Genomic DNA, 11,116 nt, shown 5'->3' with positions numbered 1-11,116 from the left:
AAGCCAACTGGAGACGGCGAATTCGGAGCCCGAATTCGCGATGCAGTCGGGCCATTCTCCAACGGCTATTTCGCACTTGGCATTGGGGCGCTTCATTCCACCACCAGTTCGCGGGTGGACTTCATGGCGGCCGGTGGGACATTGGTGCGCCCCTCACCCATACCGCGGACGACCGCCGCTGGTCCAAAACGGAAGTCCGTGACGGTGCGCCGAGAATCGGGCCGATGATCGGGTCGGCTTGCGCAGCCATCTGCGCCTCAATCTCAACGCGTCCTATCAATTCCGATTGATGTAGTCGGCGATCATTCGTTCGCTGACATCGCCGGGGTAGCAGATCGGCGAACGGCCTCCTGGCTTGCTGTAAGCGCTGTTGCCGCCGCAACGACGTCCGCTGCGCATGGTGTTGTAGGGGCAGGGACATGCGCCCGAATAGGATCGCAAGCTAGCCTTGATGATGGCATCGACCACCTGATCGCGATCGAATGCCGGACGTGCAGCAGACGGGGCTTTCGGTGGCACGTCGATTATCAGCTCGACGGGTGCCGCCGGCAGGTCCGCCGCCAAGTAGTCGCCGTGCATCCACCCCGTGGACCCATCCGTCAGGATAACGCCGTACCACTCTCCGGATCGAAGTCGAGGGACCACGGCCGTGCCGCGGGTGAGTTTCCCCAGGACGGCGGCTCCCGTTGAAGGCGACGCCCGCACGTTGAGCGTATCCGCTTTCACATAGGCGGTCTTCGGCACCAGGGTCTCTGCTTCGACCTCGATGTCCGGGAGGGGTGCCGAAGGCTTCGGTGTCGAGGCGACCGGTTCCGTCCTGAGCGATGTTGGCTTGGAGCTGGTGGCGGGCGCGTCTCGATCGTTATTGAACAGGCCGGTGGCGCCCGCCACCAGCATCAGGATCAATATCCACCCCAAAGCGCCACGCTTGCGCACGCCAAGTCCCCCCGCTGCAAAGTATTAGACAAACCCGGCGAGAGTCGAGGCAAGGTCACAAACGTGTTGCTACCGGCGAGACTGCAGGCCTATCGCCCCCAGACGGGCGCACGCCAACCGGCATTTAGAGCCTCGCGCTCGGTGCAGAACCACCGCTCGCCCTTTTCCTCTGACACTATGGTCTTGGTGTACCAAGGCGACCAGGGCGCGTGGTAAATGTGGCCATTGTTGGAGATGTTGCCCATGATCGGGCAGCCTCTCGGCGCCTCCTGCAAGGCGACATCCCATTTCGCCGCCCGATAGTCCCAAGCTGTCTGAGTGGAGGCCTGCCATATCTGGACGCCGCGATTGGCCGCGCCCTCTTCGTCGACCGCATAGTCCTCGGAGAAGCGGCGGAAGGCCCACGCGTATCCGTCCGAGACCATCGCCCGGTTCAATTCGGTGCCATTGACGACGCAGACCGCGATCACCCGATCATAATCGTCGAGGCCACGCTCATCGCATTGGGGAATGGCATTGCCGATCAGATCCTCCAGGTGGCGGGTCGCCTCGTCGCCGCAGCGCCAGGTCCCGCCCTGGTCGTCGTTGCACCGTTGGCCTGCCTCTGGCGCATCGATGCCGTGGAGCCGGAACGTCGTGCCGGAAATCTGGATGGTATCGCCATCGACTACATGAACGGTGTCGGCTTTCGCAGGGATGGCTACCATCGCCGTGAAGACAAAAGCCGCCAGAGGCAGCCAGCGCCTGGCCGTGGTATTCGGCGTCACTCGGAATCCCCATCCGCATTGCTGCGCCTGACGCGCAGTTCGATCCTTCTTCTGTTCCGGTCGTCGTTCGGATTCAGACCATTCGATACGACATCTCCCGGCAGTATGAGCTGCGCGCCCGAGAGCGGAACGATCTTGACCCCTGTGCCCCCGAGCTCGCGCTCAAGGATGTTTGCGACGGCGATCGCACGCGCCAGTCCCAGCCCCGCATTGTCGACCGGCCGCAACTCGGTGATCGGCGCCTCCCCGTTCAGCACAGGTATCGCCAAGGTATCCAGCGTCGACTGCTGCGTGCTCTTGATGGGCTGCTCGTCGGTATGCCCGACCACCTCCACCACATCGACACCGTACTGCTGCAGAAGGTCGCGAACCTGCTGGGCGATGTCCGTTTCAAGGCGGCCACGGAAGGCATCCGACAGCTCGGCACTGCTCGTCACGAAGCGAAACTCGTCGCTGCCCAACGTGATCATGGGCGGCCAATCGTGCCCACTCGGTCCCGGTGGGGTTGCATCTGCGACCTGATCGACCCGTGCCACGGTCTCGGAAAGGGTGAGGCCTCTGTCTACCATGGCCCGGCCGATCTCCTGGACCACCTTCAGCTCGCGCCAGGTCTCATCGGGAATAGCAGTGCTCGTCGTAGGCCTGGCGCCGGCGGGGAGGAGTTCCGCCCACTTCAAGCTCTCCTCCCGCAGCTTCTGCAGTTCGGTGCGTTCGTCGGCGACCCTCTTCTTCTCCTCTGGAGAGGCCGCGGTCGCGCCGGCAGCCACCAACTCATCGACCCGCTGCTCGGCGGCTGCGATCTTCTTCTCCTGATCCTGAAGCAGGGCGCCCGAGACGAGAAGAAGGCAGAACAGCAGCAGAAGCATCATCTCGGCCATCGTCAGGCCCAGGACGACGCCTCGCCTATGGCCACGCTCTGCCTCGAGCAGATGGGCAGGCTCGGGGCGTCTCACTGCGCCGGTCCGCTGGGCAGCGGGGCGACCTGCGGCTCGGGACTATCCTCAGGACGCGCTGGATCGCGCCGGCCGAACATCCCAAGGAAGCCTCCGCGCTGCTGAGCGACTAACGCCTGCAGCTCTTCCATAGCTCGAGTGGCCCGAGCCAGATCGACGTTGGAGGTATCGCGCTGCGCCGAGGACTTCGCCACTTCGCTCGCCAGTCGGTCGATGCTCTTCAACTGCTCGGTCATTCGATCGAAGGCATCTGCAATGGTCTTTTGCAGCGCGTCGATGGCCGGCTGCATGTTCACCTCGACCACCTTGTCGGGCGTCTGCGTCTGAGCCAAGCGGTTCGCGAAGGTCTCGGCCGCATTCGCAAGGGTCTCGGTGGCCTGCTCGAGCTTGGTGTTGACGCGCTCGAGGCTCTTCGAGTTCCGGTCGAGCTGCCGCTTCACCTCCGGGGAGGAGTAGTTCCCCGATATCTGTTCGGCGGTCCCCTCGACGCCGGTTACCGCAGCCGCGCGAATGGCCTCTACCGCTTCAGCCGCGGCCTTTCCCATTGCCACCAACTGAGTGCGCGTCTCATCGAAAGTCTCCTGCGCCATCTGCTGGCTGCTGCGTCGCGAGTGCGCAATCTCGTACTGAATGCCATCCAGTTCTCGCCGGACTTTCCGCGATGCTTCCGCCAGATCGAGACGGGATGCGGCTTCGAACTCGATGGGATCTCGACGGACCTGGTTGAACATGATGCGCAGGACGATGCCGGCGATCGTGGAGGCCACGGCGACACCGAAGTTGCGGATGATGTCATCGACGCCGCCACCGCTGGAGTACTGATAGAGGGACGTTCCAAGGCTCACCAAGGTAAAGATGAAGCCCATGTAGTAGAAGTTGTCGCCGGTCTGGTCGCTCCGCAGACGCAGTCCCCTGGCGAACACGATCATGGCCGCGTAGGCGCCCATCAGAAGCACAGGAACGATCGTGACGATGAACGGGCTTTGGCCCCACGCTTTTGCCCCGATGATGAAGGCAACGCCTAGGCCCGTGAAGATTCCGAAGACTACGGGAGCGGAATTGTCGGTGGTGCGCTCCACGGCCTTGATGCGCTTCATGGGGACATCCCTTGCAACTGCAGGGCGCGCTCGAAGGTGCCCCGGTTCTTCTCCACCCACCGCTTCCAGAACTCCGCGACCGACGAACTCGGGAACTCGGTATCCCGGCGCAGCAACCAAACTTCGACGGTGGCTCCCGCCAGATCAGTGCCGTACTCACCGGCCGCCTTGGACCCCAGATAGGACTCGAAGTCGGGGCCGGACTTGTACATCGAGAACGAGGGCGTGTTCTCGAGCAGATCCGAGATCACCACCAACCGGTTCGAGATCGTTTTCGCCTGGGTGCTGCCGAGGCGATCGACTGCCACCTGCTGGATTCCCGCCATGATAGGGGAAGTATCGGCGCTTTCGGCCTGCAGCGCCTTGCCCATGGCCGCCTTCAGAGGCACGTCGAACTTCTCGTCCCAACGCTTGCGCGCCCCTTCCGGATTGCCTGTCCAATGGTCGAGGTCCGATCCATCGCCAGGATTGCAGGCGGCGAAGATCGTCTCGGTGCGAACGTCGCCGGTCTTCAGCGTCCGCAGTTCGAACAGCCCGCCCTTGGGCAATGCATCGGCCATGGCGTTCAGTTGGTTGAGGATGTCCGATTGGGCGATCGGGCCGACTGGGTCGGTGACGTCGACCAACACCAAAACCTGCTCGGTGGGCCCGACCTTCGGACACATGGTGTTGGCGTCTCGCTCCGGATTGCGCTGGACAGCGCCCATATAGAGCCAACCGAATCCGACCAAGACGGCGATCAGGGCGCCGCCGCCGGCGATGGCCCAACCGACCGGGAAGCTCTCGGCCTTGCGAAGGCTGCGACGACTGCGTGGCCGGCGGCTCATGCTTGATCCGGGGCGATGGAGTCGAGCTCACGGTACTTCGCCATGGCCGCGTCGAATTCCTTGCCGAGTGAGATGAAGATGGAGTCCACCTCGGCCTGCGCCTCTGCGATGCTGGTCTTGAGATCGGCGGAATTCCACTCGCCTTCCTTCGATATCGATACGGTAATGCGCGATATCGCGTGAGGCTCGTTCCAACGGGCCGGGGCAGGGGTGTTCCGCTTGGCCACGTTGGCGTCGCGGTAGTCCCGCAACAGCGCGTTCGCCGCCTTCTCGAGTTGAGCCTGGTGGTCGTCGAACAGCGAGATCATTCGCGACCGATGGCTCACGATGGCGTCGTGTTCGACCCGCTGCTTGCTCAGATCCGACCGCGAGGTCGTCAACAGTTCCTCGTAGTCCTTGCGAACGCCACCGAGCTCGTCGATCGCCGCGCGCCGCATCTCGGCGTACTTGTCGCGTGCCGTCCTCAGAGCTTTGTCGACCTTCTGATAGCCGGGGTAGGGGTCGTGCACCATCAGCCCGTCGATGACGGCGATGATCGAGAAAAGCACGCCCAAGGCGAACAGCAGCCACGAGCGGAAGTCCTGCAGACCGAGCGGATCGTTGATCAGCCGCTGCATCACCGCCTCGCCGGCGCCTTCCATTAAGACGCCCGAGACCTCGCGGTAATGGGCAAGCGCCAGATTGATGCCGATGAGGCAGGCGAAGTAGGCGAGGAGGGAGATCAGCCCGAAGAGCTTCAACAGAAAGTTCCGGTGCGTGAGATACGGGATCGCGAAGATGCCGAACATGAGGGCCACGCCGACATTGAGCACAGCGAAGATCAGTGCCTCGACGATACCGCCCACGAGCCCGAGGTCGCTCCCTTTGCTCAGCAGCTCGCCGTTCGTGACGAGCTCGACCAGCACCAGGATGACGATCAGTGCCCACTTGAAAAAGCTGGCCCTCGCCGAGCCGATTTTGGCGGGGCGATCGAGCTTGTGCTTGGTCTGAAAGGCGGTGTGCCACTTCTCGGCGGCTGTCAGATCCCGCCGAAGACCATGCAGGTCGTCTACGCCGGTCTGCAGCTCCTGTTTCAGGTCGGAGAGCCCGCCCAGTGCAGCGGACTTGATGTTCGAGAACTGGGCGTCGAAATCGAGATCGATCAGGCGCTGGCGGAAACCGGCAAGGTGATTTTCCAATGCATCATGCGACCGCTTTTGCGCAGCGCCGATGTGCTCGATGATCTCGGCCTCAACAGCGTCCAGGGATGTGCTGTCGGTCGGTGGCTGGTTGTCGCTTCCGCGAGATTGACCGCGTTTCGTCAGCTGCATGTCCTTGGACAGGCGTTGGGTATCCAGATCCGGGAACGTCTCGACCGTGGGCCGATAGGTGTGCGCTGGCCTCGAAATGAGACCGCGCAGGCGGTCTAAGGATTGAAACATTGCCCCACCCAATAAAGTCTTTTTATTGTCCTATCCGCACGGAGGCTTGAGGCGCAAGACCAGCATGAGCCGATTGTTCGCTACAGAGGTAAATCGCCGAGGCTAGGTGTGTCTGGCTCCAAATGGCTACGGGAAGTACTGCCTGATCAGAGAATGCCGATCCAACGTGGTTTTCGCGAATGTTAGACCGCCTTGGACGAGCAGCTGCGTGGCCATCGTATCAATGCCAGCTGTGTACTTCTCGACGAGGACGATGGTCTCGTCCCAAAGCCGACGCTCGTCGGCTTCCATCGCATCTCCGCGAGGGTTCAGAGGCAGATCCATATGCCGGGTGTTTCGAATGAGAGCGACCAACTGGCGACCTAGCATGAAATCACCTTTGCCTGCTTCGTTGTTGATCAGTTGGATGGTGATCGTTTGGTCCACCTTGCCGTTCACGACGCTCTCGGCCATGACGCCCGCGTAGAGTACACGGATGCGGTCCTCCGCAAAGGCAGCGACTTCATCGACAGTCTCGAGTTTCCGGTCGGTCACGATCTCAGAACCGCCGCCCGCGGGGGTGAGCTTCACGTCGACAGTTTCGAAGCCGCCATGACGGGCTAGAAAATGATGGCCGAACTCATGCTTGGCCATATCTAGATCATTGCGCAGCGGGAATATCATAGAGGGCTCCTACGCCTCCCAATATCCTAATCGGCTCGTAGTCAGGATGGGAAGCAGGCTCGCTTGGGTGCGCACATCCAGAAGCCGGGCGGCACGCGATGCGGACATTTTAGAGGCTACCGCCTAGAGGGAGGGAAAAATTCCTTAGACATTTCCGGGGGGTTAGGAAGATCAACTCCATCGCCATTTCGTATCTCTCCCTCCCCTATTGGGATTACTGGTGTTTTTTGGTCTCGCGATGGGTTTCGAGCTAACCCCCGGGAACGCCGTTGGGTGGTTGCGGGTTGTCCCCGTACAATGGGTTGAAGCGCTATAGGCCGATGCCGGCGACCCCAAAGCATTATCCAGATCGGGCAGAAGTCGCCCCGAATGCCATCTCCCAATCGCTACTTGATCACGCGCAGCCCTTTTGGACGTACCGGCGTCGAGCCCATGAGCTCCGTCAGATCATAGAGCTCCGGAAGCTCAGTCTCGTCCAGCGTCAGGATACGGGCCAGCTCGCCGACCGAGTAGCCAAGGCTCTCGATGTGGGCACGCAGCAGGCTGGTGACGATCGTCGCCCGCTCCGGCGCGAAGTCTAGCTCAGGCGGCTCTGCGGTGCGGATGCCTGCCATGGAGAACTGTTGCCAAAGATAGTTCTTCTGCGCCTTCGTCAGCTTGCCGGCGCGCTCGGCGGCGAACACCAAGCTGGCCATGGATACCCGCCAGACGCGCTTCAGGGACGCGAGCTTGCGGAGGTCGACACGACCTGGCCCGAACTGAGGAGCGATATCCCGGGTTGGAATCAGGAAATGGCCGGCGAACTCGTTTGCCTCCTTCTCCATGTCGGTCGACGGGAACTGGTGCATTACGATGTGCCCGAGCTCGTGGCACAGGGTGAATCGCATGCGGTCCGCCGGCTGGTCGGCGTTCAGCACGATCAGTGGCGGCATGCCGGGCACGCGGAAGGTCACGCCGGAGACGGACGAACCGCCCATGCGCGAGTGCACGACGACGATGCCGGCCTCCTCGAGCAGCTGGGTGACGTCGCGGATCGGCCCCGATGGCACCATCCAATGGGCGCGCAGTAGAGCGGCGATCTTCTCCGGGGAGCCGAACTCCTCAATGTCGAGCTGGGGGACCGAGCGGACGGGGTTGATGTTGGTCGACTGCAGCAGGCGCCGCAGATGCATAACGCGAACGTTCAGCTCGGCGACGACGGCATCGAGCTCGCCGGCCGTTACTTCTGCCTTCTTGCGCCACATGGGATGCACGGAGACGGGCGCGCCGTAGACACGATCGGTCAGCCCGAAGAAATCCAGCGGCACTCGGAAGGCCGCCGCTGCCTTGGCAAGGAAGTCCGGCGATGATTCCTTGATATCGTTCTCGATGCGGGACAGATCGGTCGGTGAAACGCTCAAGCGTTGAGCGGCCTCGTTCTGTCGGACACCTCTTCTCTGTCGCGCTAGCCGGAGCATCGCTCCTGGTGATGACATGTCTACTCGTCGTCCTCGTTCTCGGTCGTCTTCTTCACCGGCTTGAGCGTGACCAGCTCGCCGGCGGCCTTGGTGGGGGCGGTCGGGCCCGCGGGTTCGATGAACGGCAGCGTGGCCACATCCGGTTCCTTGCCGATGGCGTAGGACCAAAGCTTGTGCTTGCCGTCGCGGGCCGTGATTTCGACGCTGTCGATCTTGGTCCGCATCAGGTTCTCGTACCAGAGGATCTCGACCTTCATCGCATCCTCGGGCATGCCGGGCAGCTGGGCCTCGACATCGATGAACTTCCAGTTGGCCTTCGTGTCGATGTTCTGACCCAAGCCGCGGTTGGAGCCATGCTTGCATCGCGCGATCACGCGGCCGTCGGGGCCATCGAAGATCATCCGCAGGCTGCGGCCCTGATATGGCACCAGCGTGACGTCCTTGTTTTCGCCGAATTCGACCAGGACTTCCTGCGAGAGCAGGTCGAACATCACCCCGGTCCCGGTCTGGCCGTAGACCATCGTCGCGAACTCCGGGTTGTTGAATAGCCGGTCCCATGCGCGGAGGTGGACCGCCACGATGGACTGCTCGAAAGGCTTCAGAACGCGGTACACATCATTGGCGTCAGGGTAGCTCACGTCGGAGACTCGCTGCGGGTTTCGATCATCCAGCCATACTGGTTACCGATTCGTAAATCCAACGGGAAAATTTCATTATCGTTGCAAACCCACAAATGTTGGGGCGGCCGATGACCTCACCGGCGCCAGCGTAGATAGCGCCGGTGATTCCACGCGCAACTTCTGCACTTCCCGCGTAGGCAGGAGCCGCCGGTGCGATGGCGGCGAACATAAGCGTGGTGATGAGCACCGCGGCGGCAGTCATACGAGCAATCGTCATACTAGGTCTCCCAGGTTGGATGCACTCGCTCTTCGAGCACGACGCCGGTGCTACAACACCGCCGTCACCTCCTACTTGGACTCTTGTTTGACCGAGCGATGGGTGTACGACGCCGCCGGTCCTACGCTTGCCAACTTAGTCAATTGTCGGAGAGATTCAGTAAGAACGGCACTCGCGGACCGCGTCTGAAGCTCCATCCAAACGCTTTGCCACCTCCTTCAACAACCGGTGGATTGGCACACCGCGACCACCCCCCTATATATTGCGGCGGCATGCCGATGATGGTCAGCCGGGAACTGCGAGGGACTGCATGAAAATCGAAGTTATTATGGACACCGGCGGTGTAGCGACCGCCGGGGTGGATCGAGCTGCGCTCGTCGACAACATCCAGGCAGAGCTAGACAAGCTTGCCGCCACCGCGAAAACCGCTGCTCCCCAGCCCAAGGCTCAGCCGGCACCAGCAGGGGCGCAAGGCGATCTGTCGGTGCTGCAGTGGATCCTCGACATCGCTGCGGACCCCGTGATGGCCAAGGCCTACGCGTCAGGCCTCGTCTACGCCATCAATCAGATCCTTAACGCCGCCCGGTCTGAGCAGTCGGGTGACAAGGCCGACCAGACTTCTGGCTCGGACACCGACGAGAAGCCGGTAGTGAAGATCAGCATCTTCGGTAGGGACCTGGCGTTGCCGGTCGCGACTGCCGTGATCAAGAAGTTTCTCGAGTCACTCGATGGCAATGGTTGATCGTCGGGCGCTCGTAATTGGGAGCTGGCAGGCGCCAGGACGTTTGCTCCCGACTCCGCAGAAGGTCCAGTCTCTGCTCGGTCGCTGGGAGAGGGTGTTCGGCGACGAGCGATATGGCTTCGGATCGCTGGCGGATCGATCGGTCAGGCCGACACCGCTTCAGAATCCCACTAAGGCGGAAATCGTCGCGCAGTTGGAAGGCGCCTCCGGCATCAGCAACGACACTGAGCTCCTTATTTTCTTTGTCGGCCATAGCGTCAGTGAAGGCGCTGACGACATCCAACTGATCCTTGGCCAGAGCAAGGATGGAAACGACCGAACCATTCAGCTCAGGTGGCTGCTCCAGACGATTTCGCACGAACACATCCGTAAGCTGGTGGTCATCCTTGACACCTGCCACGCCGGACGCACCGCGCAGCAGTTCCGCGGCGCCAGCGGCCAGTGGTTTGCCATGCTGGCAACCGACGACGGCTATGCGTTCGACGCGGCCTTTTCCGACGCTGTGCTTCGCGCATTGGAAGCGCCAATCCGCAGAAACGACCAGCGTCTCGATCGCCGGCATGGCGGCATGACCTACAACAAGGTCTTCGAGAACGCTCGCGGACGGATCGTCAATACCTCGACCGAGGGGAGGCCATCTCAAGACCCACGCTCCTCCGGGGACTACGGCATCACGCTGCTCTTGCCGGCGCCTCGCCGTGTTCCGGACGGGTTTAACGTGTTTGCGTCTTCCCGCAGCATCTATGGTCGTGTCTTTCGTTTGCTGCAGATCATTCAGAACGGTCCTCACTCGGTCGACGAACTGAGGGCCGCCACAAGATCGGACTCCACGTTTCTTCTGCAGCGGAGCGAGGGCGCCTCCAAATATGTCTCAACCGAGCGGCTCGGTGAATATCTAGAGTTCCTGCGAAAGGCCGGCTTCATCAACCAGCCGGGCGGGCGCATCCAAATGACCGAAGTAGGGCTTCGCGCCAGCGACCATCGCCGATTCAACACCGAGGTGATGGCCGCCATCGAGGCTAGAGTTCTCACCGACGGGGTGACATACGAGTTCCTCAATGAGGTGGTCATGCAACTGCTCAGTGACATGATCCCACCCACTCCGATCAACATCCAACAGCGTGCCGCCATGTTGGGGAGGCTTCTGCGGCTAGATATTCCTACGCGCCTGGCGTTGCTGCTCCTTCCCTCGACGGGACAGTTCCTGAAGGGGTCGGCCGACGCAATCTTCCCAGCGGAGCTAGGCTAGGCAAAGCAAAGCATGGCCACCCCGATGCTGTCCAGCCGCCGCTAGTTTGCAAAGACCAAAGCCGCTTTACCTCACACTCAGTGCGGTGCATTGGGTCCGCTTCAGTA

The 11,116-nt window shown here is 61.8% G+C and carries 12 protein-coding genes; 2 read left to right on the top strand and 10 right to left on the bottom strand.

What is annotated here, in order from left to right; all coding sequences use genetic code 11:
* Positions 1-276 precede the first annotated feature (276 nt).
* From JWQ89_RS08210 to JWQ89_RS08165, 10 genes are all read right to left on the bottom strand, one after another.
* Positions 277-897: an SH3 domain-containing protein gene (locus tag JWQ89_RS08210; RefSeq protein ID WP_299639995.1), complete on the bottom strand. Its 621-nt coding sequence runs from the start codon at positions 895-897 to the stop codon at positions 277-279.
* A gap of 128 nt (positions 898-1,025) precedes the next feature.
* Positions 1,026-1,703 carry a thermonuclease family protein gene (locus JWQ89_RS08205; RefSeq protein WP_299639993.1) on the bottom strand — a complete coding sequence of 226 codons (678 nt, stop codon included), beginning with the start codon at positions 1,701-1,703 and terminating at the stop codon, positions 1,026-1,028.
* Positions 1,700-2,581, bottom strand: coding sequence for a hypothetical protein (locus JWQ89_RS08200; RefSeq protein WP_299639991.1), 882 nt, complete (start codon positions 2,579-2,581; stop codon positions 1,700-1,702). The genes JWQ89_RS08205 and JWQ89_RS08200 overlap by 4 nt, the downstream gene beginning before the upstream one ends.
* A 71-nt stretch (positions 2,582-2,652) precedes the next feature.
* Entirely contained in the window at positions 2,653-3,753 is a 1,101-nt protein-coding gene (locus tag JWQ89_RS08195) for a hypothetical protein (protein ID WP_299639990.1), read from the bottom strand.
* Positions 3,750-4,580: a hypothetical protein gene (locus JWQ89_RS08190; protein ID WP_299639988.1), complete on the bottom strand. Its 831-nt coding sequence runs from the start codon at positions 4,578-4,580 to the stop codon at positions 3,750-3,752. Before JWQ89_RS08190 ends, JWQ89_RS08195 begins: the two co-directional genes overlap by 4 nt.
* Positions 4,577-5,758 carry a hypothetical protein gene (locus JWQ89_RS08185; protein WP_299639986.1) on the bottom strand — a complete coding sequence of 394 codons (1,182 nt, stop codon included), beginning with the start codon at positions 5,756-5,758 and terminating at the stop codon, positions 4,577-4,579. Before JWQ89_RS08185 ends, JWQ89_RS08190 begins: the two co-directional genes overlap by 4 nt.
* Before the next feature lie 369 nt (positions 5,759-6,127).
* Complete coding sequence (locus JWQ89_RS08180) at positions 6,128-6,664, bottom strand: hypothetical protein (protein ID WP_299639984.1); 537 nt, start codon at positions 6,662-6,664, stop codon at positions 6,128-6,130.
* A gap of 386 nt (positions 6,665-7,050) precedes the next feature.
* Positions 7,051-8,121 carry an XRE family transcriptional regulator gene (locus JWQ89_RS08175; protein WP_299639982.1) on the bottom strand — a complete coding sequence of 357 codons (1,071 nt, stop codon included), beginning with the start codon at positions 8,119-8,121 and terminating at the stop codon, positions 7,051-7,053.
* Positions 8,122-8,141: 20 nt separating this feature from the next.
* Positions 8,142-8,759: a hypothetical protein gene (locus JWQ89_RS08170; protein ID WP_299639980.1), complete on the bottom strand. Its 618-nt coding sequence runs from the start codon at positions 8,757-8,759 to the stop codon at positions 8,142-8,144.
* A gap of 25 nt (positions 8,760-8,784) precedes the next feature.
* Positions 8,785-9,018: a hypothetical protein gene (locus tag JWQ89_RS08165; RefSeq protein ID WP_299639978.1), complete on the bottom strand. Its 234-nt coding sequence runs from the start codon at positions 9,016-9,018 to the stop codon at positions 8,785-8,787.
* A 310-nt stretch (positions 9,019-9,328) separates the two neighbouring features.
* On the opposite strand from JWQ89_RS08165, the gene JWQ89_RS08160 reads away from it, so the two are divergent.
* Positions 9,329-9,760 carry a hypothetical protein gene (locus JWQ89_RS08160; protein WP_299639976.1) on the top strand — a complete coding sequence of 144 codons (432 nt, stop codon included), beginning with the start codon at positions 9,329-9,331 and terminating at the stop codon, positions 9,758-9,760.
* Positions 9,761-9,854: 94 nt separating this feature from the next.
* The gene (locus tag JWQ89_RS08155; protein ID WP_299639974.1) at positions 9,855-11,009 is read left to right on the top strand and encodes a caspase family protein; all 1,155 of its coding nucleotides are present in this window, start codon (positions 9,855-9,857) and stop codon (positions 11,007-11,009) included.
* The last annotated feature ends 107 nt before the right edge of the window (positions 11,010-11,116 follow it).

The organism is Devosia sp. (assembly GCF_028290645.1).
Taxonomy (GTDB): domain Bacteria; phylum Pseudomonadota; class Alphaproteobacteria; order Rhizobiales; family Devosiaceae; genus Devosia_A.
The sequence above is the reverse complement of the archived record's forward strand: the minus strand, read 5'-3'. Positions and strand labels throughout refer to the sequence as shown.

What these genes read in the sequence shown, in the direction of transcription:
- JWQ89_RS08210 (WP_299639995.1), bottom strand. Translation starts at nt 897, where the DNA reads ATGCTGGTGGCGGGCGCCACCGGCCTGTTCAATAACGATCGAGACGCG.
- JWQ89_RS08200 (WP_299639991.1), bottom strand. Translation starts at nt 2,581, where the DNA reads ATGGCCGAGATGATGCTTCTGCTGCTGTTCTGCCTTCTTCTCGTCTCG.
- JWQ89_RS08195 (WP_299639990.1), bottom strand. Translation starts at nt 3,753, where the DNA reads ATGAAGCGCATCAAGGCCGTGGAGCGCACCACCGACAATTCCGCTCCC.
- JWQ89_RS08190 (WP_299639988.1), bottom strand. Translation starts at nt 4,580, where the DNA reads ATGAGCCGCCGGCCACGCAGTCGTCGCAGCCTTCGCAAGGCCGAGAGC.
- JWQ89_RS08180 (WP_299639984.1), bottom strand. Translation starts at nt 6,664, where the DNA reads ATGATATTCCCGCTGCGCAATGATCTAGATATGGCCAAGCATGAGTTC.
- JWQ89_RS08175 (WP_299639982.1), bottom strand. Translation starts at nt 8,121, where the DNA reads ATGCTCCGGCTAGCGCGACAGAGAAGAGGTGTCCGACAGAACGAGGCC.
- JWQ89_RS08165 (WP_299639978.1), bottom strand. Translation starts at nt 9,018, where the DNA reads ATGACGATTGCTCGTATGACTGCCGCCGCGGTGCTCATCACCACGCTT.
- JWQ89_RS08160 (WP_299639976.1), top strand. Translation starts at nt 9,329, where the DNA reads ATGAAAATCGAAGTTATTATGGACACCGGCGGTGTAGCGACCGCCGGG.